Raw genomic sequence first — 22,670 nt, 5'->3', positions numbered from 1 at the left:
CAGCCGCGCACATCGACGCGACCGCCTCCGCACCGGACCTGCTGGCGCTCGCCACGCGCATCCGCGACCTGGTGCGCGAAGCAGGCTTCCAGCGCTGCGGCATCTCCGGCATCGAGCTCGGCGCCGACGAAGGCCACCTGCGCGACTGGCTGGCGCGCGGCTTCCACGGTTCGATGGACTGGATGGCGCGCCACGGCGACAAGCGCTCGCGGCCCGCCGACCTCCTGCCCGGCACGGTGAGCGTGCTGTCGGTGGGCCTGGACTACGGTCGCCGCGACGACCAGGAAGCCTGGGGGACGCTTGCCGACGGCACGCGCGCCTATGTCGCGCGCTACGCGCTGGGGCGTGATTACCACAAGCTGATGCGCAACCGCCTGCAAGCGCTGGCCGACCGGATCGCCGCCGAAGTCGGCCCGTTCGGCCATCGCGTATTCGTCGATTCCGCCCCGGTGCTCGAACGCGCCCTGGCGCGCAATGCCGGCCTCGGCTGGATCGGCAAGCACACCTGCCTGATTGATCGCGACGGCGGCTCCTGGTTCTTCCTGGGCGAGATCTACCTCGACCTTGCGCTGCCCGCCGATGCACCGGCGACCGCGCACTGCGGCAGCTGTGTGCGCTGCATGGAGATCTGTCCGACGCAGGCGATCGTGGCGCCAAACCAGCTCGACGCGCGGCGCTGCATCAGCTACCTGACCATCGAACACGAGGGCGCGATCGACGAAGCACTGCGGCCGCTGATCGGCAACCGCATCTTCGGCTGCGACGACTGCCAGCTGGTGTGTCCCTGGAACAAGTTCGCGCGGCGCAGCGACGAGCCCGACTTCCGCGCGCGCAACAACCTGGACGAGGCGACGCTGGCCGAACTGTTCGCGTGGACCGAAGGCGAATTCCTGCAGCGCACCGAAGGCAGCGCGCTGCGCCGCAGCGGCTACCGGCGCTGGCTGCGCAACATCGCCGTGGCGCTGGGCAACGCGCCGTCCACGCCGGACGTGCTGGTCGCCCTCGCCTCGCGGCGCGACATCGACGACCCGGTGGTGGCCGAGCACGTCGCGTGGGCGCTGGCGCGGCACGGCGCGAGGGGCGGCGTGGCGGCGGCGATCCCACTGCGTCTCATCCCCGCGCCCTGATCTCCTCGACCAGCGCGCGCGTGATCGCGTCCGCGGCGGCGGATTCGCCACGCAGGGCCGGCAGCACGTCGCCGGCCAGGCGCTTGCCAAGCTCCACGCCCCACTGGTCGAAGGCGTTGATGCCCCACAGCACCGACTGCGCGTAGACGCTGTGTTCGTACATCGCCAGCAGCGCGCCCAGCGCCTGCGGGGTCAGGGCATCGAGCAGCAGCAGCGTGGACGGCCGGTTGCCGGCGTGGGCCTTGTGCGGGTCGGCGTCGGCATGGCCGTTGGCCAGCGCCTCGGCCTGCGCCAGCAGGTTGGCGAGCAGTACTTCGTGGTGTTCGCGATACGGATGCGCCGGGCGCACCACGCCGATGAAATCCGCCGGCACGACGTCGGTGCCCTGGTGCAGCGCCTGGAAGAAGCTGTGCTGCGCGCCGGTGCCGGCCGCGCCCCACAGCACCGGCACCGTGGCCACGCCCGGGGGTTGCCCATCCGCGCGCACCGACTTGCCCAGGCTTTCCATCACCAGTTGCTGCAGGTAGGCCGGCAGCAGCGCGAGGCGCTGGTCGTAGGGCAGCACCGCCTGCGTCGGCAGGCCGAGCGCGTTGCGGTTCCAGACCGCGACCAGCGCATGGCGGATCGGCAGGTTGGCGTCCAGCGGCGCCTCGACCGCGTGCGCGTCCATTTCCGCGGCACCGGCCAGCAGGGCGTCGAAACCATCCATGCCGACCGCCAGCGCGATCGCGAACCCGACCGTCGACCACAGCGAATAGCGGCCACCCACCCAGTCCCACATCGGCAGCACGCGCGACGGGTCCACGCCGAAGGCTTCGGCACGCGCGACGTTCGCGCTCACCGCGTACAGGCGTTCGCCGCCGCCGAGCCAGTCGCGGATCACCGCGCCGTTGAGCAGCGTCTCCTGGGTGCTGAAACTCTTCGACACCAGGATCGCCGCGGTGCGCGCCGGGTCCAGCCCGCGCAGCACGTGCTGGATCTCGCTGCCGTCGACGTTGCTGACGAAATGGATGCGGAAGCGGCCGTCATGCAGGTCCTTCAGCGCATCCACAACCAGCCGCGGCCCGAGGTCGGAACCACCGATGCCGACGTTGATGATGTCGGTGACGCCCGAGTCGCGCAGGCCGGCGGCGAGCGCCGCCATCCGTCCACGTGCAGCCATCGCGGCAGCGTGCGCGTCACGCGCCGCGTCGCCGCGGCCGATCGCCGAACGCAGCGCGGTATGCAGCGCCGGGCGGTCTTCGGTGGCGTTGACGGTGGCGCCGTCGACGAGTGCCCGCAGCGCCAGCGACAGCCGTACGTGGCCGGCCAGCGCGCCAAGCGTGGCGAGGGTGGGAGCATCGAGGCGCTGGCGCGCGAAGCTGGCGTACAGCGGCCCGACGCGCAGGGCGAGCGCCGCGGCGCGGCCGGGTTCGTCGGCGACCAGGCTGGCGATGCATGCCGGCGCGAGACGCTCCGCGTGGGCCAGGAGTTGGCGGACCAGCGCTTCGCCGGCCATCCCCTCAGGCGGCCTGCGCGGGGATGGCGTCGTTGGTATGCGTCATGCGGTTCTGCCGGTCGACGTACACCAGGCTCGGCTTGAACGCCGCCGCTTCGGCTTCGTCGCAGGCGCCGTAGGCGCAGATGATCACCAGGTCGCCGGTCTCGGCCTGGTGCGCGGCGGCCCCGTTGACGGAAATGATGCCGCTGCCTTCTTCGCCGCGGATCGCGTAGGTCGCGAAGCGCTTGCCGTTGTTGATGTTGTAGATCTCGATGCGCTCGTACTCGCGGATGCCGGCGAGGTCGAGCAGGCGGCCGTCGATCGCGCAGGAGCCTTCGTAATGCAGCTCGGCGTGGGTGACGGTGGCGCGGTGGATCTTGGCTTTGAGGAGCGTGAGGAGCATGGGCGTCGGGCCGTGGGGCCGTCCAGGGGTGGGAATGCGCGGATTCTACAAGATGGCGGCCTGACCACCCGCCAACGCCCGGGTCAGGCCGTTCACGCGTCGAGGCTGAATTCCAGGTTGTCGATCAGCCGCGTCCGCCCCAGGCGTGCCGCCACCAGCACGACGCGTTCGCCGCCCTGTTCGCTGCCCGGCTCGGCCAGCAACGGGGTACGCACCACGGTGTAGTCGACCTGGAACCCGGCCGCCGCCAGTTGCGCGCCACCAAACGCTTCGACCTCGCGCCACGGCATGCCGCCGCGCAGCGCATCGCGCATCGCCAGCAGGCTGCGGTGGATCGACGGGGCCAGCGCGCGCTCGCCGGCGGCGAGGTACTGGTTGCGCGAACTGCGCGCCAGGCCGTCGGCTTCGCGCACGATCGGTGCCGGCAGCAGCTCCACCGGGAACGCGAGGTCGCGCACCATGTGCCGGATCACCGCAAGCTGCTGGTAGTCCTTGCGGCCGAACGCCGCGACGTCGGGCTGCACCTGGTTGAACAGCCGCGCGACCACCGTGCACACGCCGTCGAAATGCCCGGGGCGGTGCGCGCCATCCAGCACGTCCGTGATGCCCGGCACCTGCACGCGCACCGCACGCGCCAGGCCCAGCGGATACATCAGCTCCACCGACGGCATCCATGCAAGGTCGCAACCCGCGGCCGCAAGTCCGGCGACGTCGGCGTCGGGCGTGCGCGGATACTGCGCGTAGTCCTCGTCGGGTCCGAACTGGGTGGGATTGACGAACACGCTCGCCACCACGCGGTCGGCGCGTGCACGCACCAGCCGCACCAGCGAATGATGGCCTTCATGCAGGTTGCCCATGGTCGGCACCAGTCCGACGCGCAGGCCCTCGCGACGCCAACCGGCGACGCGTGCGCGCAGCACCTCAAGCGTGGTGGCGACTTCGGGCACGTGCCTGCGCTGCCCTTAGGCGTACGAGTGCGCGGCGTCGGGGAAACTGCCGTCCTGTACGGCAGCGATGTAGGCGCGCGCGGCGCCCTCGACCGAACCGCCCTCGGCAAGGAAGTCCTTCACGAACTTCGGGCGGCGATGGCCGGAATCGAGGCCCAGGAAATCATGCATCACCAGCACTTGGCCGTCGCAGTGCGGACCGGCGCCGATACCGATCGTGGGCGCGGCGCTGTCGCGGGTGATGTCGGCGGCGAGCGGGGACGGCACGCCCTCCAGCACCACCAGCGTCGCGCCGGCATCGACCACGGCGCGGGCGTCGGCGCGCAGCTTGGCGGCGGCGGCATCGTCGCGGCCCTGCACCTTGAAACCGCCAAAGCGCAGCACCGACTGCGGCGTCAGGCCGAGGTGCGCGGAGACCGGGATCTCGCGCTCGGTGAGGAAACGGATCACATCCAGCTTGTGGTCGGCGCCTTCCAGCTTGACCATCTGCGCGCCAGCCTGCAGCAGGCGCGTGGACGCATCCAGCGCGCGCTCGGGCGTGGCGTCGGCCTGGAACGGCAGGTCGGAGACCAGCAGCGCGTGGCGCAGCACGCGCGCGACGCAGGCGGTGTGGTAGGTGATGTCGTCGACGGTCACCGGCAGCGTCGAATCGCGCCCCTGCACCACCATGCCCAGCGAATCGCCGATCAGGATGAGGTCGATGCCGGCGGCGTCGAACACGCGCGCGAAGCCCGCGTCATAAGCGGTCAGCATCGTCAGCTTGCGGCCCGCGCGACGCGCGTCGGCAAGTCCGGGCACCGTCATCGGACGGCGTTGTTCAGTGGTGGCCATGGATGGAGTGCTGCAACCGGAAACCAGGGGAGATGGCCATGTTACGCCGACGCCGCATGCCCCGGCTCCAGCGCCACCACGCCACTGGCGTCCACCTCGGCCAGCAGCGCGCGCACCGTGCCGTGGCCGGGCACGTCCAGGTCCGGCGCGATCTCCGCCAGCGGCACCAGCACGAAGGCGCGCAGGTGCATCTGCGGGTGCGGCAGCACGAGTCCGGGCACGTGCACCACCGCGGTGGCGTGCACCAGCAGGTCGAGGTCCAGCGTGCGCGGACCCCAGCGGCTGCCGTCGGCCGCGCGCTCGCGGCCGTGGTCGCGCTCGATCGCCAGCAGTGCGTCGAGCAGCGCGCGCGGCGCGAGCGTGGTCTGCAGCGTGGCGGCGGCGTTGATGAAATCGGGCTGCGCCTGCATGCCCCAGGCCGGCGTGCGGTAGCACCGCGAAGCACGCAGCAGCCGCGTGCCGGGCAATGCGTCAAGCGCCGCCAGCGCCGACGCCAGCGCGTGGCGCACGTCGCCGACGTTGCCTCCCAGGCCGACGGCCGCGATGACGGCCGGCGCGGTCATCCCGCCTGCGCGGGACGCGGTCGGCGGCGGCGGCGGCGCGGCGGCGCGGCCTCGTCGTCGGCCTCGAACGCAGAGCTGATGGCGATCGCGTTGTCGGGATCGAGCTGGGCCTCGCGCCAGAACGCGATGTCCTCGGCGTGGTCGTCGGACGCCGCCTGCCTGGCCAGCAGGAAATCAAACGCGGCGCGGAAGCGCGGGTGCGCGATCATGCGCGTCACGCGCTTGCGCTGGCGCTGTCCGAACCGCGACTGCATCAGCCAGATCTCCTGCATCGGCACCGAGAAGCGGCGCGGCAATGCGATCGCCTCCAGCTGGTGCACGGTGACGCGGTCGGCGGCGCGGCGCTGGGCATCGGCGGCGTGCACGTCCTGCGCCTGCAGGCTCATCAGGGTGCGGCAATAGGCCGGCCACAGCAGCAGCGCGAACAGGAACGAAGGCGATACCGGCTCGTCGGCCGCCACCCGCGCATCGGTGCCGCGCAGGCCTTCGATCAGCACGCGGCGCAGCGCGCCGCTGCGGTTCGCGGCCAGCGCCGCGGCGCTTTCGGGCAGCAGCGCGCGCAGCAGGCCGTGGCGCTCGAGGCCTTCGAAACTCGCGACCGCGTGGCCGGACAGGAACATCTTCAGGCATTCCTCGAACAGCCGCGCCGGCGCGGCCTCGGCCAGCAGCGGCGCCAATGCATGCAGCGGCGCCGCGGTGGCGTCGTCGATGCGGAAGTCGAGCTTGGCCGCCAGGCGCACCGCGCGCAGCATGCGCACCGGATCCTCGCGATAGCGGGTCTCCGGATCACCGATCAGCCTGAGCACGCGGTTCTGCACGTCCTCGAAACCGCCCACGTAGTCGCGCACCGAGAAGTCGTCGATCGTGTAGTACAGCGCGTTGGCGGTGAAGTCGCGGCGGATCGCGTCGTCCTCGACGCTGCCGTACACGTTGTCGCGCAGCAGCCGGCCGCCTTCGTGCGTCTGGCGGTCGCCGCTGCCGTCGTCGACGTTGGCGCGGAAGGTGGCGACCTCGATGATCTCGCGACCGAACACCACGTGCGCCAGGCGGAAGCGGCGGCCGATCACGCGGCAGTTGCGGAACAGCGCGCGTACCTCGTCCGGCGTGGCGCTGGTGGCGAGGTCGAAATCCTTGGGATTGCCGCCCACCAGCAGGTCCCTGACCGCGCCACCCACCAGGTAGGCGTCGTGGCCGGATTCGCGCAGGCGGTAGAGGACGCGCAGGGCGTTGGGACTGATGCCCTTGCGGGAAATGCAGTGCTGGTCGCGGGGGATGATCCGCAGGACTGGGGAGTCGATGGTTATGTCGTTGGGCATCTGTAAAAAGTTCAGGGTGGGGCTGCCAAACAGCTCCCGCAGCTGGTTATACTAGCAAGCCACGCTGCGTTGACGACGCTGTCGTGGGGCCGGTCGTCCAACCGGTGCCGCCCTTCCCGGTCGGCGATGCAACATCCAGCTCCCTTCGTCTAGAGGCCCAGGACGTGGCCCTCTCAAGGCTAAAACACGGGTTCGAATCCCGTAGGGAGCACCAATCCAACAGGGCCCGCAACCGGCGACGGATGCGGGCCCTGTCTTTTTGCGCGACGGCCACGCGCAGCCAGCGGCCTGCCTGCTGGCGCTACAATGGCCGGCCTGCAACGGACCCTGCCCGCGCCATGCCCTTCGTCGTCACCGAAAACTGCATCAAGTGCAAGTACACCGACTGCGTCGAGGTGTGCCCGGTCGACTGTTTCCACGAAGGACCAAACTTCCTGGTGATCGACCCCGACGAGTGCATCGACTGCACGCTGTGCGAGCCGGAGTGCCCGATCGGCGCGATCTATCCCGAGGACGACGTGCCCGCGGGGCAGGAAGGCTTTCTCGCGCTGAATGCCGAGCTGTCCAAGGAGTGGCCGGTGATCACCACCCGCAAGGACGGCCCGCCCGACGCCAAGGAATGGGAAGGCAAGCCGAACAAGCTGCCGCTGCTCGAGCGCTGAGCAACGCCGGCCGCGCTTACGGTGCCAGGCCTGCCTTCAGCGCGGCGATCACCTTGACCGCGCCTTCGCCGGTGGCGGCCAGCCCGCGCGGATCGACCGCGGAGACATAGGTGCCGCCATCGACCTTGGTCACGCGCACCAGGAACTTGCTGTCGGCGTAATCGATGTCATAGGTGCCAAGCAGCTGCGCCTTGCTGACCACGGTGACGCCGTCGATGCCCTGCAGCAGGCCTTCGACGCGCTGGAACACCGCGTCGCGCTCGGCGGCCACGGTGAAGCCGTTGCTGGCCGCGGCCATGGCGGCCGCCGGGGCCGACATGCTCGAGCGGCTCACGCCGCCGGCCTCGGGCATGCGCAGCGCCGAGCTGGTGTCGGGGCGGTCGAGATCCGGCGGCACTTCCAGCGGACGGTTCTCGGGGCTCGGCGTGAACAGGGCGCTGTCCTTGCGGAACCAGCTGCAGCCGGTGGTGGCGACCAGTACGACGGCGAGCGCGGCGACGGTGGTCGAGCGAAGGGCTGTGCGGGAAAGCGGCATGACGGTCTCCTGGGAAAGCGGTTCAGGCCGCGAGCTGGTCGCGGCAGGATTGTTCGAGGGCCTCGAGGCCGGCGGCGATGCCGTCGGCCGCGGCGGCATGTGCATGGGACAGCGGCAGCAGCGGCAGGCGGATGCCGTCGCGATGGCCGAGGCCGCGCCTTGCGAGCAGCGCCTTGACCGGGATCGGGTTGGATTCCACCCCGCAGAACGCGACCGTCTCGCCCAGCCGCGCATTGAGCGCGGCGGCCGCCACGGCATCGCCGCTGCGGGCCAGGTCGCACAGCAGGCGGAACGCCGCGGGCGCGGCGTTGGACGCCACCGACACCACGCCATCTGCGCCGGCCAGCATGTCACGCACGGCCGTGGGATCGTCGCCGCTGAGGATGCTGAAGCCCGGGCCGCGCAGGCTCAGCAACGCCTGCATGCGGTCGGCGTCGCCACGCGCTTCCTTGATGCCGATGATGGCCGGATGCGTGGCCAGCCCGGCAACGGTGGCCGGCAGCATGTCGCAGCCGGTGCGCGGCGGCACGTTGTACAGCACCACCGGCAGCGCGCCGTCGTCGGCCACGGCGCGGTAATGCGCCAGCAGGCCGGCCTGGGTGGGCCGCACGTAGGGCGGCGTGACCACCAGCGCCGCATCGGCGCCACACGTGGCGGCGCGACGCGTCTGCGCAATGGTGCGCGCGGTGGCCGACTGCCCGGTGCCGGCCAACACCGGCACACGCCCCGCCACCTGCACCACGGCGGCACGCAGCAGGGTCTCGTATTCGTCGTCGGTCAGCGCCGCGGCCTCGCCGGTGGAACCGGCGACCACGAGCGCCTGGGTGCCCGCCGCCAGCTGCGCGGCGATCAGGCGCTGCCAGGCGTCGAGGTCAAGGTCGCCGGACGCCGTGAAGGGAGTCACCAGCGCGGTGATGCTGCCGGAAAGATGCAAGCTGGGCCTTCGAGGGGAAACGTGCGGAACGCGGCGCAAGTATGCGCGCGGCGGGGTCGATCTTACTTGCGGCCTCGAAGCGCGGGCAAGTATGCTGGCCACAGCCTCCGGGCGCCCGCGGAGCCTGCGTTCAGGCCCTGGCGGGAAGCGGCTCCCCGGGTCTCCTTCGCCATTGCCGCTCCCGTGGAACCCGCCTTGACCGACACCGACACCACCGCCCGGCCCGCGCCGACCGAAAACCACCTGCTGATCAACGCCTACACGACGCATCCCCGCTCGCCGCTGCTGGCGGTGTCGCGACGCATTGCCGACAGCGGCTGCAACCTGGTCGACACGCGCCTGTCGACCGTTGGCCGCGATGTCTCGGTGACCGCGCTGGCCACCGGCTCCTGGGACGCGGTCGCCAAGCTCGAGGCCATGCTTTCGCGGCTGGAGCGCGAGGAAGACCTGAAGCTGGTCTGGTACCGCACCGGCCCCAAGCCCATCCAGTCCAACCTGCTGCCGTACATCGTCGAAGTGGTGGCGTCGGACAAGCCGGGGATCCTGTTCCAGCTGGCGGATTTCTTCGACCACCAGAACATCACCATCGAAAGCCTGCACTGTTCGCGCTACCGCGCCATGCAGACCGGCGCCGACATGTTCTCGGCGCAGATCACCATCGGCGTGCCGGCCGACATGCACATCGCCGCGCTGCGCGACGACTTCCTCGAGTTCTGCGACCACCTCAACCTCGACGCCATCATGGATCCGATGAAGTTCTGACGCGGGCGCCGAAAGCAGACCGATGAACGAGAACGACACGATCGAACGCGCCACGCGCAAGCTTCCGCTGCAGCTCTCCGGTGGCAGCACGACCACGCTCGATGCGCATGCGGGCCGCTGGCTGGTGCTGTACTTCTATCCCAAGGACGCCACGCCCGGCTGCACCACCGAGGGCCTGGACTTCAACGTCCTGCTCGCCGATTTCCATGCGCTGGACGCCGACGTGCTTGGCGTCTCGCGCGACACGGTGAAGTCGCACGACAACTTCTGCGCGAAGCAGGGCTTCCGCTTCCCGCTGGTCAGCGATGCCGACGAGGCCCTGTGCCGCGCCTTCGACGTGATCCGCGAAAAGAACATGTACGGCCGCAAGGTGCTCGGCATCGAGCGCAGCACGTTCCTGCTTGATCCCGCCGGCCGCATCCATCGCGCCTGGCGCAAGGTGCGCGTGCCGGGCCACGCCCAGGCCGTGCTCGACGCCCTGAAGGACGCGCGCTCCAGGTGAGCCGCCCCCGCGCAGCACGGCGTCCCCGCCCTCCCGCGCACACCCCGCCGGCCTGCCGCCGCGCGCATCCGTTTGCCATCTTCCACTGACGGGACTGGAGTCCTGATGATCACAGACGCGAAGCTGATATACGTGCTCGACACCAACGTGCTGATGCACGACCCGACCGCGCTGTTCAAGTTCGAGGAGCATGACGTCTACCTGCCGATGCAGGTCATCGAGGAGCTCGACAACGGCAAGAAGGGCACGACGGAGGCGAGCCGCAACGCACGCCAGGCCAGCCGCTTCATCAACGAACTGATCGAGGCGCAGGGCGCCGACCGCATCGCCTCCGGTCTCAGGCTGGAGCGCCCCGGCGGGCTGCAGCTGCGCGGTGCCGGCAGCTCCGGCTGCCTGCGCTTCCAGACCACCGCGCCCAGGGAGGATGCCGGCTCGTTCGCGGTGGCCGGGCCGGACAACCGCATCCTCGGCGCGATCCTCGACCTGCGCCGCGCGGAGCCCGACCACCCGGTGGTGTTCGTCTCCAAGGACATCAACCTGCGCATCAAGGCGGCGATCGCGGGACTCGCCAGCGAGGACTACGAGAACGACCGCGCGCTCGATGATTTCAGCCTGCTCTACACCGGCGCCACCGCGCTGCCGGACGATTTCTGGCAGCGGCATGGCAAGGACCTGAAGTCCTGGACCGAAAAGGGCCGCACCTACTACGAGCTGCGCCGCAGCGACGAGGACGACTGGTATTCCAACCAGTACCTGTACCTGCCCGGCGACGAGGATGCCGAGCTGCGCGTGGCGAAAGTGGAAGGCGACCGCGTCACGCTGCAGATCGTCGACGACTACCGCAGCCACCAGCATGCGGTGTGGGGCATCGTGGCGCGCAACCGCGAACAGAACTTCGCGCTGAACGCGCTGATGGACCCGGAGATCGATTTCGTCACCCTGCTCGGCACCGCCGGCACCGGCAAGACCTTGCTGGCGCTCGCGGCGGGCCTGGCGCAGACGATGGATGCGCAGCGCTACCGCGAGATCATCATGACGCGCGCCACCATCAGCGTCGGCGAGGACATCGGCTTCCTGCCGGGTACCGAAGAAGAAAAAATGACGCCGTGGATGGGCGCGCTCACCGACAACCTGGAAGTGCTGATGCCGCACAACAAGGAAGGCGGAAGCTGGGGCCGCGCGGCCACCAACGACCTGCTGGCGTCGCGCATCAAGATCCGCTCGATGAACTTCATGCGCGGGCGCACCCTGCTCGATCGCTGGCTGATCCTCGACGAGGCGCAGAACCTGACGCCCAAGCAGATGAAGACATTGATCACGCGCGCGGGCCCGGGCACCAAGATCGTATGCCTGGGCAACGTGGAGCAGATCGATACGCCCTACCTCACCGAAACCACCTCGGGCCTGACCTACGCGGTGGATCGCTTCAAGCACTGGGCGCACAGCGCGCACGTGACGCTGCGCCGCGGCGAGCGCTCGCGCCTGGCGGATTACGCGTCCGAGGTGCTGTAAGGGCGTCGCCGCGGGACGGCAACCAGCCACGTCTTCCCTCCGCGCCCGCGGGGGAAGACCCCGGGCGTGCGGTCACTCGTCCTGCGGCGCCTTGTCGCTCGTGCGTGCGGCCTGCGCATGGCGCAGCGCGGACGCGAGATCCTTGAAGTAGCTGGCGGAGTCGTCGCGGCGGATGATGTCGGCGCGAACCAGCTTGCGCAGGACGGCGAGGTTGGCGCCACTCAGCAGCACCTGGATGCCGCGCGCGCGCAGGCCGGCGATCGTCGATTCGAGGCGCTTCAGGCCGGTGGCGTCCATGAAGGGCACGCGCTCGAGCCGCAGCACGACATGGCTTGGCGCGATGCGCGACCACGACAGGGCACGCTGCAGCGAGTCGACGGAACCGAAGAAGAACGGTCCCTCGATCGCGTACACCAGGACGTCCTCGGGCAGCGCCTCCATGCCGGCCAGGGCGAGCTCCTGCTGCAGGCTCGCCTGCCCGTGCTGGACCACCTCCACCGAAGCACTCATCCGGCGCATGAACTGGAACATGGCCAGGATCACGCCGATGTTCACCGCCACCACCAGGTCGGTCAGCAGGGTGAGCGCGAAAGTGACCAGCAGGATTGCCACGTCGGCGCGCGGAGCCCTGCGCGCCATGCGCAGGAAGCGCCCTGCCTCGCTCATGTTCCAGGCGACCACGAACAGGATCGCCGCCAGCGCGCACAGTGGCACCTTGCCCGCGTAGGGAGCGAGGACCACCAGCACCAGCAGCAGGGTGATCGAGTGGACCATCGCGGCGAGCGGTCCGGTGGCGCCGTTGCGGTGGTTGGTGGCGGTGCGCGCCAGTGCGCCGGTGGCGGCGATGCCGCCGAACAGCGGCGACAGGATGTTGGCGATGCCCTGCCCCACCAGCTCCTGGTTGGAGTCGTGGCGGGTGCCGCCCATGCCGTCGGCGATCACCGCCGACAACAGCGATTCGATCGCGCCGAGCATGGCGATGGTGAACGCCGCCGGCAGCAGCAGCGTGACGGTGTCGAAGTCCATGTCCGGCCAGGCGAACGACGGCAGTTCGCGCGGGATCGCGCCGAAGGCCGATTCGATCGTGGCCACGCCCGCCGGCGCGAACGCGGCGTTGAACGCGGTGGCGGCGAGCATCGCCAGCAGCGGACCCGGCACCTTTGCCAGGTACGGCAACCGCGGGCCCAGCACCGCCAGCACCAGGCTGCCCAGCGCCAGCAGCGTGGTCGGCAGGTGCAGTCCCGGCAGCGCCTGCAGCAGGCTCCAGGCCTGGTGGTAGAACGCGCCCCCGGCCGGCGCCGGAAGCCCGAAGAAGTACTGCCACTGGCCCACCCAGATGATCACCGCGATGCCGGCCGTGAAACCTACGATCACCGGATCGGGGATGAAGCGGATCACCCCGCCGAGCCGCGCAAGCCCCATCACCACCAGGATCACCCCGGCCATCAGCGTGGCCACCAGCAGCCCCTGCACGCCGAACTCGGCGACCACGCCGGCGAGGATGACCACGAAGGCGCCGGTTGGGCCGGCCACCTGGATGCGGGTACCGCCGAACAGCGCCACCGCCGCGCCCGCGATGATCGCGGTGTACAGGCCCTGCTCCGGCTTGACGCCGCTGGCGATCGCGAACGCCATCGCCAGCGGCAGGGCGACGATGCCGACCACGATGCCCGCGGTGATGTCGGCGAGCCAGCGCTCGCGCTTGAACAGGCCGGCGCGCCAGGCTTCGACTGCGGCGATCATGCGGTGGGGGCCTCGGCTTCCATCGGGGACCTCCCCATCATAGGCAGCGAGGACCCGGCACAATAGGCGCATGTCAAAGACCATCGTTTCCGCGCTGACCATCGCCGGCTCCGACTCCGGCGGCGGCGCCGGCATCCAGGCCGACCTCAAGGCGTTCGCCGCGCACGACGTGCACGGCCTGTCCGCGATCGCCGCGCTCACCGCGCAGCACACGCGTGGCGTGACCGCGGTGCACGTGCCGCCGGTGGCGTTCCTGCGCGCGCAGATCGACGCCTGCTTCGACGATTTCAACATCGGTGCGGTCAAGCTCGGCATGCTGGCCTCGGCCGAGGTGATCCACGCGGTCGCCGACGCACTCGAGGTGCACCGCCCGGCATGGCTGGTTGTCGATCCGGTCATGGTGGCCACCTCCGGCGCGCGCCTGCTCGAAGCCGACGCGCTCGACGCCATGCGCACGCGCCTGCTGCCCTTGGCGGACCTGCTGACACCGAACATCCCCGAGGCCGAACTGCTGCTCGGCGCGTCGATCACGGACGCGGCGGACGCGCGCGACGCGCTTGCGGCGCTGCGCGCGATGGGCGCGCGTGCCGTGCTGCTGAAGGGCGGGCACCTCGCCGAAGGCGGCGTTGTGGTCGACCGGCTGGCGGATGGCGCGGATGTCCACGAGTTCCGCCAGCCGCGCATGGACGTCGATGGCCATGGCACGGGCTGCACCCTCGCCTCGGCGATCGCGGCGAACCTCTGCCTCGGTCGCCCCATGGCCGCGGCCTGCGCCGAGGCCGTGGCCTACGTGCACCGTGCGCTGCAGCTCGGCATCCGCCCGGGACGCAGCGACGTGCTGGTGCTTGGCCACATGGCGGCGCGCCGGCGGTGATCGGTGCCGGCGATGCGCGCGTGATCGCAGTCAGGGCCGGCGACGACCACCGCTACGAGCTGCTCGCGCGCATCCCGGCGCAGCCACGCCGCAGCCTGCTGTGGCTGCCGGCGCTCGGCATCGCGGCGCGCCATTACCTGCCATTCGCCGACGCGCTTGCCGAGCGCGGCACGGCGGTCTTCATCCACGAATGGCGCGGCCATGGCAGCAGCAGCCTGCGCGCCGGCCGCGCGGTGGACTGGGGCTATCGCGAGCTGCTCGAACACGACATCCCGGCCAGCGAGGCCGCGATCGACGCGGCCCTGCCCGGCCTGGCGCGCGTGGCCGGTGGCCACAGCCTCGGCGGCCAGCTCGCCTGCTGCAGGCTCGCGCTCGCCCCGGACGCGGCCACGACGCTCTGGCTGGTGGGCAGCGGCGCACCGTGGTGGCGGGCCTTCCGCCTGCGCGAACGCATGTGGCTGCCGATGGCGTACCGCTTCCTGCCCTGGCTGGCGGATCGGGCCGGCGCGCTGCCAGGGCGCAGCATCGGCTTTGGCGGCAACGAAGCACGCGGACTGCTGCGCGATTGGTCCGCCACGGCCATCAGCGGCCGCTACGCGGTGCGCGGCCTGGGCGACCTGGAGCCACGCATGGCCACGCTCGACATACCGGTGCGCGCCACGCTCCTCGAGCGCGACTGGCTGGCCCCCGCCTCATCGCTGCATCACCTGCTCTCGAGACTGCCCAGGTCACAGGCCCGGGTCACCACGCTGTCGACTGCCCAACTGGGCGTGCCCGCGGACCACTACGCATGGATGAAGTCGCCGCACGCGGTCGCCGACTCGCTCGGAAGCTGAACATACGCGGCTGACCAGGCGCAGCACGCTCAAGCGGTGACCGGGCGCACCGGGCTTTGCCGTTGTTACTGGCAATCCCGGTTCCGTGGAAGTGCAGCACATGATCGTGTTCCGATTGATCGCCACCCTCGCGCTCGCTGCCCTGCTGGGCGCATGCGCATCGAGCCGCGGCAGCGTGGATGTCCCGCCGGACCAGCCGCGCGCCGCTGTCGGCGAATACCTGATCGGTGTCGACGATATCGTCCAGGTGACCGTGTGGCGCAATCCCGAACTGGGGATCACGGTACCGGTGCGGCCGGACGGCAGGATCTCGGTGCCGCTGGTCGGTGACGTGGTGGCCGGTGGCCTCGCCCCCTCGGCCGTGGCCGCCGACATCCAGCAGAAGCTTGCCGCCTTCGTGCGTGACCCGCAGGTCGCCGTGATCCTGACCGACCTGCGCAGCCACGAATACCTGTCCCGCGTGCGCGTCACCGGCGCCGTGCGCCAGCCGATCTCGATCCCGTACCGCCAGGGGATGACCGTGCTCGACGCGGTGCTGGCGGCAGGCGGCGTCAACGAGTTCGCGGCGTCCGACCGTGCCGCGCTGTACCGCCGCAACGACGAGTCGACCACGACCTATGCGGTGCGCCTGGACCGCATCCTCGACCGCGGCGACCTGACCACCAACCACCGGGTGGCGCCAGGCGACGTGATCACGATTCCGGAGCGTGCATTCTGATGGCTTCCAACGCCCTGGCCGCGCCGCGACGTCCCGGCCTTCCGCTGCCCAGCACGTCCGAACTCACGCCAAACGAGCTTCTTCCCATCCTGCTGCGCGAAGTGCGGACGCGCATCGTGCCGCTGGTTTCCATCTTCACCGCGATCGCCCTGCTCACCCTGGTCGTGGGCCTGTTCGTGATCCCGCGCATCTATACCGCGTCGGTCACGATCCTCGCCCAGGACAGCGACATCATCCAGCCGTTGCTCGAGGGCCGCGCGGTGCCCACCGGCGTGGCCGACCGCGCCGGCATGGCGCGCCAGATCGTCTACGGCCGCAAGGTCCTGTCGGCCGCCATGGCTGTCGGTGGCTGGCTTGATGAAAATCCCAGCGCGCTCGAACAGGACCGGCTGATGGAGGACATCCGCAACCGCACCCTGATCGAGAGCCCGCGCCCGGAACTCGTGCAGATCAGCTACCGCGACCGCGACCCCGAGCGCGCCTTCCGCATCACCGAAGCCTTCGGGGCCATGTTCATGAGCGAGGCCGCGGCGGCCAAGGGACGCGAGAGCCGCGAGGCCTACGAGTTCATCGACAGCAAGGTGCAGGAGTACCACGCCAAGCTGTCGAGCGCCGAGGGCAACCTGCAGGAATACCAGTCCCGCAACGTCGACGCCCAGCCCGGCAGCGCCGCCGATGCCACCTCCAGGATCGGTGCACTGCGCACCCAGCTCGAGCAGACGCGGATGGCCTTGCTGGAGCATGAGTCGCGCGAATCCTCGATCGAGGCGCAGCTCTCCGGCGAGTCCGCGGTCACCGCCGTGCAGACCCGCGAAGGCCTGTACCGCACACGCCTGATCGAGCTCCAGTCCGAGCACGACCGGCTGCTGCTGGCCTACACCGAGCAGCATCCCGACGTCGTCCGCCTCCGCCACCAGATCGACGACATCAACCGCATGCTTGCCGACGAGCGCAGCCGCCGCGAATCACCCGGTGGTGCACGCGGCCTGTCCGACGAGGCGCAGGCCAACCCGCTCTACCAGGAGCTGCGCAGCCAGCTGGCGCAGGCGCGGCGCGAGACCGCGGCCACGCGCTCGCGGCTGCAGATCGCGCAGTCGCTGCTGGATGACGAACTCGACCGGAGCCGGCGGATCGCGGCCTCCGAGGGTGCGCTGGCCGAGCTCACCCGCGACTACGAGGTCAACCGCGAGATCTACCAGGACCTGCTGCGCCGGCGCGAGAACGCGCGGGTGTCGATGGGCCTCGACCAGGAAAATCGCGGCCTGACCCTGCGCGTGCAAGATCCCGCGACCATGCCGCTGCGCCCGACGGGCCTGCGCTTCATGCACATCGCCGCCGCGGGCCTGCTGGTGGCGATCGCGCTGCCGTTGGCGCTGGTGCTCGCGGTGGTGCGCCTCGACCCGCGCGTGCGCTCGCCCCATCTCATCGTGAAGCACACGCAACTGCCGCTGCTGACCACCGTGCCCGCCTATCCGACTCCGGGCGAGCGCCGCCGCGAGTACGCCTCGATGGCCCTCGCCATCGCGATGGTCGGCTCGGTGGTACTGGTCTATGTCTTCACCTACGCCTACAAGGTCGTGGCCGCATGAGCACCGCATCGTTGATCGACCCGCACCCGGCGCGCGACGCCGCGGAGCCTGCCGCCGACGGCGCGGCAACACGCCACGAAGGTTCGCGCCACCTGGCCCGCGTCCAGCAGGCGCCCCTCTCGCCGCGTGCGCTCGAGGAGCGTCGCCTGATCCATCGCCAGGATTCGGTCCGGGTCCAGGCCGATGCGTTCCGCGACCTGCGCACCAGGCTGCTCAACCTGCGCGGCAACCAGAACTTCATCACCCTGGTGGCGCCGGTGGCGCACGGGTGTGGCGGCAGCTTCGTCGCCCGCAACCTCGCGCTGGCCTTCGCATTCGACGAAGCCAAGACGGCGTTGCTGGTCGACTGCGATGCGCTGCACCCGAGCCACCACATGGCACTCGCCGCCGGCAGCGACAACCGCGGGCTGATGGACTACCTGGGCGGTGGCATCGACGACCTCGCCGAGATCCAGTACCCCACCGGCATCCCCCGCCTGCAGCTGATCCCCAACGGCAGCGTCCGCGAGATCGCCGGCGAGTACTTCACCTCGGCGCGCGCGCGGACCATGATCGATTCGCTGCGCTCGGCCGACCCGAACCGCTACATCATCCTCGATGCGCCGTCGGCCCTGAATTCCCCCGACGCACGCATCCTGTCGGACCTTGCCGATGTCGTGGTGCTGGTTGCCGGCTACGGCAAGGTGACCCTGGACGCGATCGACAAGGCCGCGGCCAACTTCGACCCCGACAAGCTCGCCGGCATCGTGTTCAACGACAACCACTGATCGCCAACGGAGGGGGATTGCCAATGGGAAGGTCCCGCATGCGGACGTCGTTGATCGCGGTTGCCGTGGCGGCGGCGCTGGCGACGCCAGCAGTCGCCCAGGCCTTCCGCATCGACTACGTGGTCGATGCCGGCGTGGAGCACGATGACAATGTCCAGCTGGCGGCGGTCGACCCGGACAGCCAGCGGATCCTGCGCACCGGCGTGGGCTTCGTCGCCACCCAGGAAGGTTCCACCGTGCAGGCCGTGGTGGCTGGTCGCGGCGACTACCGCAACTTCGATCACGGCGTCGACGACGGCGTGGAAGGCGTCCTGTCCGCGTACCTCAACTGGGTGATGATCGACGAGCGCCTCAGCTTCTCGATCCAGGACGAGCTGGAACTCCAGGCGATCGACCGCTTTGCCGCCGACTCGCCCGACAACCGCCAGCAGGTCAACGTGCTGTCGCTGGGACCGAACTTCCTGTTCAACATCGGCGACACCCTGCAGGGTCGCCTCGAAGCGCGCTACATCGACACCCACGCGGAGGTCACCGACGAATTCGACTCCAACCGGATCGGCGCCGCGGTGCGCGTGGCCAAGGCCTTCGACGCGAACAGCAGCCTGGGCCTGAACGCGCAGTGGACCGATGTCGACTACGACCAGGACCTGTCTGCCCGCGACCACGAGCGCGCCGACCTGTACGCCCACTACATCCGTGCCCAGGCCAACACCGACTACGCCATCGACGTCGGCTACTCGCGGCTGGACTATGCCGACGGCGAGCGCAGCAGTGGACCCTTGCTGCGCCTCGAAGCCGGCTGGCGACCCGGTGAGCGCAGCCGGCTTGCACTGACGCTTGTCGACCAGTTTTCGGACGCTGCCGACACATCGCTCGTCGAAGGTGTCGCCGGTCGGGTGGCAGCCACCATTCCCGAAGGCGTACTGGTCGACGACAGTGCCGTCATCGCCTCCGCCTACCGCGAAAAACGCGTCACCGTCGCCTGGGCCTACAGCGGCGAGCGCCTTGGCTGGCGGGTCGAGCCGTACGCACAGCGGCTGCGCTACCTCGATGCGCAACAGCCCGACGAGGACGTCGAGGGCGTGCTGCTCGGATTCGACTACCGCTTCGGCGCGGATGTGACGCTGCGGGCGTGGGCCGGCAGCGAACGCGTCGAATACACGCACCTCGGTGCGCAGGAAGACACCCGGCGCGCCGGCGTGAGCCTGGAAAAGCAGTGGACGCGGCACTGGAGTTCGGCCATCAGCTACACCCGCTACGAGCGCGACAGTGACCTCCTTGACGACGTCCACCAGAACGTCTGGTACCTGTGGATGTCGTACAGGAACCGACCGCGGTGAGCGCCGCTGCCCTGGGCGCGCCGACGTGAACACGCTGGCGGCGCTGCGCCACTGGGCGCGCACCTCGCCCCACCCCGCAGCCGCCGCGGCGCGGCGGTTGCGGGGCATCGGTCGCGGCCTGACCTTGCCGGCACCACGCGTCGTGGTGAAACCCTATCTCTGGCTGTTCCTCGCCGCGCGCGGCACGCTGTTCTTCCTCCGCCGGGTGCTGGTCGCCGAGCCGCTGTTCAAGGCGTACTGCACCCGCGTCGGCCGCGGCGTGACCACGGGCATCCACGTGCCCTGGGTGCAGGGCAGCGGTGAGCTGGTGGTGGGCGACCACGTGCGCGTGAGCGGGCTGATCTCCATCAACTTTGCCGCGAGCTTCAGCAGCAGGCCGCGGCTGGAGATTGGCGACCATTCCGACATCGCCCACCAGACGCGCTTCGTGGTGGGGCGCGAAATCCGCATCGGGCGCCACGTGCAGGTCGCGGGCGGGGTGACGTTCCGCGACTCGGGTGGCCACCCCACCGATCCCGAGCGTCGCCGCATGGGCGGCGCACCCGACGCCGCGGACGTGAAGCCGATCGTGGTCCACGACCATGCCTGGATCGGCACCGGCGTGCTGGTCATGCCCGGCACCGAGATCGGCGAGGGCGCGATTGTCTCCGCGCACGCCGTGGTATCCGGCAAGGTGGCGCCCTACAGCATCGTCGCCGGCAACCCGGCCCGGCGGATCGGCATGGTCGGGCAGGCGGCCGCCGCCGCCTGACAGGCGGTCGCGTCGGTGCCCTCAAACCAGGGCTTCGACCACGTCCGGATGGCCGAGGAAGGCGCGCGGGCTGGCACTGCGCCCATAGGCTCCCGACTGGAACACCACCACCAGGTCACCGGGCTCGGCCACGCCGAGTTCCATGCGGTCGCCAAGCAGGTCCAGCGGCGTGCACAGCGGCCCGACCACGCTGGCGGTTTCGACAGTGCCGTGGCGACCATTGACCGCAACCGGATAGTTGCGGCGCATGACCTGGCCGAAGTTGCCTGACGCCGCCAGGTGATGGTGCATGCCGCCGTCGACGACGAGGAAGACCTGCCCGCGCGAATGCTTGCGGTCGACCACGCGCGCCACGTAGATCCCCGCCTCGCCCACGAGGTAACGGCCGAGTTCGATCACGATGTGGGCGCCGGGCGCATCGCCAGCGAGCCGCGCGGACAGGCCGGCCAGGTTGTCCAGCACCGGAGCCAGGTCGAGGTCCGACTCGTTGGCTGCGTATGGGATCCCGAAGCCGCCGCCCAGGTTCAGGCTGCGCAGCGGCGCCGGCAGCAGGCCCGCCCATTCCATGGCCAGGTCGTAGCTGCGCGACTGCGCCTCGACGATGGCCCCGGAGCGCAGGTTCTGCGATCCGGCGAACATGTGGAAACCCTCGAACGCGAGCCCCGCCGCGCCGATCGCGCGCAGCGCGGCCGGGATCTCCTCGGCGTCGATGCCGAACTGGCGCGCGCCCCCGGTCATCTTCATGCCCGAGGCCTTGAGTTCGAACGGCAGGTTCACGCGCAGCGCCACCCGTGCCGGCGTTCCCGTGGCGTCGCTCGCGCGCGCCAGGATGTCGATCTCCCGGAACGACTCGATGTTCACGAGCACCCCGGCGGCCTGCGCCTGGGCAAGCTCGGACGCTGACTTGCCGGGGCCGGCGAAGCTGATGTGTTCGGGATCCGCGCCGGCGTCGAGCGCCACGCGCAGTTCACCCCCGGAGGCGACGTCGATGCCGTCCACCAGCGACGCCAAGTGCCCCACGAGCGCCGGCATCGGGTTGGCCTTCATCGCGTAGTGCAGGCGCACGCCGGGCGGCAGCATGGCCCGCAGGCTCCCGCTGCGCGCGGTCAGCCGACCCCGGTCGTAGAGGTAACAGGGCGTGGCGCCGACCGCCGCGACCACGCGTGTCAGCGGCTTGCCACCGACCAGCAATTCACCGCTCGCGTCCGTCGGCCAGGTCATCGTCGGGTCCCTCGTGCTTCTCGTGTCCATCAACGGGTGGCCATCCCTGAGGCAAGGGAATGGTGGAAGGCGAGGAGCTCCTCGATGTTGTTGCGCCATTGCCGGTGGGCGGTGATGTAGTTGCGCGCGGCGGCACCCACGCGGGCCAGCCCGGCGCTGTCGCGACTGTGCGCCAGCACGCGCTCGACCGCGGCGGCGAGGTCGCCGGCCCGGAACATCCAGCCCGTCTCGTCCTCCACCAGCACCTCGCGGATCGGCTCGAAATCAGGGGCGACCGGGGGCACGCCGCAGGCCATGAACTCGAACAGCTTCACCGGCGAGGTGTAGTCACCGGCGCTCGGCAGCACTGCCATGTCCATCGCCGCAAGCAGGCCGGGCACCTCGTCGTGCGCCACGCGCCCTGTCATGACCACCTGGCGGGACAGTCCCCGGGATTCGACGAACGCGCGCAGCGCGGGATAGGTGGCCCCGTCGCCGACCAGCAGCAGCTTCAGGTGCGGCGCCGCCGCGAGATGGTCCGCGATCAGGCGCACGAAGCGGTCGATCGCATGCCATGGCACGAACCCGCCGAGGTAGCCACAGACCACGTGGCCGTCCAGGCCCAGGCGCGCCCGCGTGCCCTCGCGCTGCTCCGCGGTGAAGGTGAACTTGGCGATATCCGCGGCATTGGGCGTGACGATCGCGGGTGCCATGCTGCCGTGCGCCGCCAGGGCACGGTCGCGGAAGATGCTCGATACGAACACCAGCCCGCTGGCCTTGCGGAATGCCCGACGCTCGATGGCCATCGCCAGGCGCCGGAACGCCAGTGGCCGGACCCGCTCGACGGTGGCCGAGTCGTTGACCTCCAGGATGATGGGGATGCCGCGCATCCGCGCCAGCCAGATTGGCGCGTACATGAACAGCGAGTACCGCTCGTAGATGAAATCGACGTCGGGGTTGCGGTGCAACCAGGCGGCGATCCGGAAGCCGGCCACGAGGTTGTAGGCCAGCTCGGCGAGTTCGAACAGCGGCTCCGGCAGGCGGGTGACCAGCTTCATCCACGGCCTCGCCTGGCGGGTGGGCGACATCGCGCGCGGCGACGAATACGGATCCGCGCCCGGCAGCGAGATGATGTCGACCGCGACGCCCCGCGCGCGCAGGGCATCGGTGATGCCGCGGATGTGCACGCCTTCGACCGCCTTGCCCTGCGTGCGGTGGTGGTAGAGCACCTTGCGTACCGCCTGGCGACCCGCGTTGCCCATGCTGTCCATTCAATCG

At 70.3% G+C, this 22,670-nt stretch carries 23 protein-coding genes and 1 tRNA gene; 13 read left to right on the top strand and 11 right to left on the bottom strand.

Going from position 1 to position 22,670, the window contains the following annotated elements:
• The first annotated feature begins 11 nt into the window (after positions 1-11).
• Positions 12-1,127, top strand: coding sequence for a tRNA epoxyqueuosine(34) reductase QueG (queG, locus tag IDM46_RS05060; RefSeq protein ID WP_185115270.1), 1,116 nt, complete (start codon positions 12-14; stop codon positions 1,125-1,127).
• Here queG and pgi read toward each other — a convergent pair.
• The 6 genes from pgi to pcnB all read right to left on the bottom strand — a co-directional run bounded on the left by pgi (position 1,111) and on the right by pcnB (position 6,667).
• Complete coding sequence (gene pgi, locus IDM46_RS05055) at positions 1,111-2,625, bottom strand: glucose-6-phosphate isomerase (protein ID WP_185114989.1); 1,515 nt, start codon at positions 2,623-2,625, stop codon at positions 1,111-1,113. The genes queG and pgi overlap by 17 nt on opposite strands.
• Positions 2,626-2,629: 4 nt before the next feature.
• Entirely contained in the window at positions 2,630-3,010 is a 381-nt protein-coding gene (panD, locus tag IDM46_RS05050) for an aspartate 1-decarboxylase (protein WP_182821852.1), read from the bottom strand.
• Positions 3,011-3,102: 92 nt separating this feature from the next.
• A complete protein-coding gene (gene panC / locus IDM46_RS05045; RefSeq protein WP_185114988.1) occupies positions 3,103-3,957 on the bottom strand; it encodes a pantoate--beta-alanine ligase in 855 nt (284 codons plus the stop codon).
• 15 nt (positions 3,958-3,972) lie between these two features.
• Positions 3,973-4,788, bottom strand: a complete 816-nt coding sequence (gene panB, locus IDM46_RS05040) for a 3-methyl-2-oxobutanoate hydroxymethyltransferase (protein ID WP_185114987.1) — start codon at positions 4,786-4,788, stop codon at positions 3,973-3,975.
• A 41-nt stretch (positions 4,789-4,829) separates the two neighbouring features.
• Positions 4,830-5,351 (bottom strand): 2-amino-4-hydroxy-6-hydroxymethyldihydropteridine diphosphokinase, encoded by a 522-nt coding sequence (folK, locus tag IDM46_RS05035; protein WP_185114986.1) that lies wholly within the window; start codon positions 5,349-5,351, stop codon positions 4,830-4,832.
• Positions 5,348-6,667 carry a polynucleotide adenylyltransferase PcnB gene (pcnB, locus tag IDM46_RS05030; RefSeq protein WP_182821860.1) on the bottom strand — a complete coding sequence of 440 codons (1,320 nt, stop codon included), beginning with the start codon at positions 6,665-6,667 and terminating at the stop codon, positions 5,348-5,350. The genes folK and pcnB overlap by 4 nt, the downstream gene beginning before the upstream one ends.
• A 138-nt stretch (positions 6,668-6,805) precedes the next feature.
• Here pcnB and IDM46_RS05025 point away from each other — a divergent pair.
• A tRNA-Glu gene (locus IDM46_RS05025) sits at positions 6,806-6,881 on the top strand.
• Between the two features lie 124 nt (positions 6,882-7,005).
• Positions 7,006-7,329: a ferredoxin FdxA gene (gene fdxA / locus IDM46_RS05020; protein WP_182821863.1), complete on the top strand. Its 324-nt coding sequence runs from the start codon at positions 7,006-7,008 to the stop codon at positions 7,327-7,329.
• A gap of 16 nt (positions 7,330-7,345) precedes the next feature.
• Here the strand turns inward: fdxA and IDM46_RS05015 are convergent, their stop codons facing one another.
• On the bottom strand, positions 7,346-7,864 hold the full coding sequence (locus tag IDM46_RS05015) for a hypothetical protein (RefSeq protein WP_182821865.1): 519 nt from the start codon (positions 7,862-7,864) through the stop codon (positions 7,346-7,348).
• A 22-nt stretch (positions 7,865-7,886) separates the two neighbouring features.
• The gene (dapA, locus tag IDM46_RS05010) at positions 7,887-8,798 is read right to left on the bottom strand and encodes a 4-hydroxy-tetrahydrodipicolinate synthase (protein ID WP_185114985.1); all 912 of its coding nucleotides are present in this window, start codon (positions 8,796-8,798) and stop codon (positions 7,887-7,889) included.
• Between the two features lie 66 nt (positions 8,799-8,864).
• On the opposite strand from dapA, the gene IDM46_RS05005 reads away from it, so the two are divergent.
• The 3 genes from IDM46_RS05005 to IDM46_RS04995 all read left to right on the top strand — a co-directional run bounded on the left by IDM46_RS05005 (position 8,865) and on the right by IDM46_RS04995 (position 11,574).
• Positions 8,865-9,560, top strand: coding sequence for a glycine cleavage system protein R (locus tag IDM46_RS05005; RefSeq protein ID WP_223878032.1), 696 nt, complete (start codon positions 8,865-8,867; stop codon positions 9,558-9,560).
• Positions 9,561-9,582: 22 nt separating this feature from the next.
• Positions 9,583-10,062: a peroxiredoxin gene (locus tag IDM46_RS05000; RefSeq protein WP_185114983.1), complete on the top strand. Its 480-nt coding sequence runs from the start codon at positions 9,583-9,585 to the stop codon at positions 10,060-10,062.
• Between the two features lie 108 nt (positions 10,063-10,170).
• Positions 10,171-11,574 carry a PhoH family protein gene (locus tag IDM46_RS04995; protein ID WP_185115269.1) on the top strand — a complete coding sequence of 468 codons (1,404 nt, stop codon included), beginning with the start codon at positions 10,171-10,173 and terminating at the stop codon, positions 11,572-11,574.
• 72 nt (positions 11,575-11,646) lie between these two features.
• Here the strand turns inward: IDM46_RS04995 and IDM46_RS04990 are convergent, their stop codons facing one another.
• A complete protein-coding gene (locus IDM46_RS04990) occupies positions 11,647-13,317 on the bottom strand; it encodes a SulP family inorganic anion transporter (protein WP_185114982.1) in 1,671 nt (556 codons plus the stop codon).
• 70 nt (positions 13,318-13,387) lie between these two features.
• Between IDM46_RS04990 and thiD the strand changes: the two genes are divergently transcribed.
• From thiD to IDM46_RS04955, 7 genes are all read left to right on the top strand, one after another.
• A complete protein-coding gene (thiD, locus tag IDM46_RS04985; RefSeq protein WP_182821872.1) occupies positions 13,388-14,191 on the top strand; it encodes a bifunctional hydroxymethylpyrimidine kinase/phosphomethylpyrimidine kinase in 804 nt (267 codons plus the stop codon).
• Between the two features lie 20 nt (positions 14,192-14,211).
• Positions 14,212-15,027 (top strand): alpha/beta fold hydrolase, encoded by an 816-nt coding sequence (locus IDM46_RS04980; RefSeq protein WP_223878031.1) that lies wholly within the window; start codon positions 14,212-14,214, stop codon positions 15,025-15,027.
• Positions 15,028-15,127: 100 nt separating this feature from the next.
• Positions 15,128-15,745, top strand: coding sequence for an XrtA/PEP-CTERM system exopolysaccharide export protein (locus tag IDM46_RS04975; RefSeq protein WP_182821874.1), 618 nt, complete (start codon positions 15,128-15,130; stop codon positions 15,743-15,745).
• Complete coding sequence (locus IDM46_RS04970; protein ID WP_185114981.1) at positions 15,745-17,334, top strand: XrtA system polysaccharide chain length determinant; 1,590 nt, start codon at positions 15,745-15,747, stop codon at positions 17,332-17,334. Before IDM46_RS04975 ends, IDM46_RS04970 begins: the two co-directional genes overlap by 1 nt.
• Entirely contained in the window at positions 17,331-18,101 is a 771-nt protein-coding gene (locus tag IDM46_RS04965) for a CpsD/CapB family tyrosine-protein kinase (RefSeq protein ID WP_182821877.1), read from the top strand. Before IDM46_RS04970 ends, IDM46_RS04965 begins: the two co-directional genes overlap by 4 nt.
• Positions 18,102-18,139: 38 nt before the next feature.
• The gene (locus IDM46_RS04960; RefSeq protein WP_185114980.1) at positions 18,140-19,441 is read left to right on the top strand and encodes a hypothetical protein; all 1,302 of its coding nucleotides are present in this window, start codon (positions 18,140-18,142) and stop codon (positions 19,439-19,441) included.
• A gap of 25 nt (positions 19,442-19,466) precedes the next feature.
• Positions 19,467-20,192 (top strand): acyltransferase, encoded by a 726-nt coding sequence (locus IDM46_RS04955; RefSeq protein WP_185114979.1) that lies wholly within the window; start codon positions 19,467-19,469, stop codon positions 20,190-20,192.
• A 21-nt stretch (positions 20,193-20,213) separates the two neighbouring features.
• Here IDM46_RS04955 and IDM46_RS04950 read toward each other — a convergent pair whose 3' ends face one another.
• Together IDM46_RS04950 and IDM46_RS04945 are read right to left on the bottom strand one after the other, a co-directional pair.
• Positions 20,214-21,413 carry a pyridoxal-dependent decarboxylase, exosortase A system-associated gene (locus IDM46_RS04950; protein ID WP_221441775.1) on the bottom strand — a complete coding sequence of 400 codons (1,200 nt, stop codon included), beginning with the start codon at positions 21,411-21,413 and terminating at the stop codon, positions 20,214-20,216.
• Positions 21,414-21,442: 29 nt separating this feature from the next.
• Positions 21,443-22,663: a glycosyltransferase family 4 protein gene (locus IDM46_RS04945; protein ID WP_223878030.1), complete on the bottom strand. Its 1,221-nt coding sequence runs from the start codon at positions 22,661-22,663 to the stop codon at positions 21,443-21,445.
• Between the last annotated feature and the right edge of the window lie 7 nt (positions 22,664-22,670).

The sequence above is a fragment of the Luteimonas sp. MC1825 genome, assembly GCF_014764385.1.
Classification (GTDB): Bacteria; Pseudomonadota; Gammaproteobacteria; order Xanthomonadales; family Xanthomonadaceae; genus Luteimonas.
The sequence above is the reverse complement of the archived record's forward strand: the minus strand, read 5'-3'. Positions and strand labels throughout refer to the sequence as shown.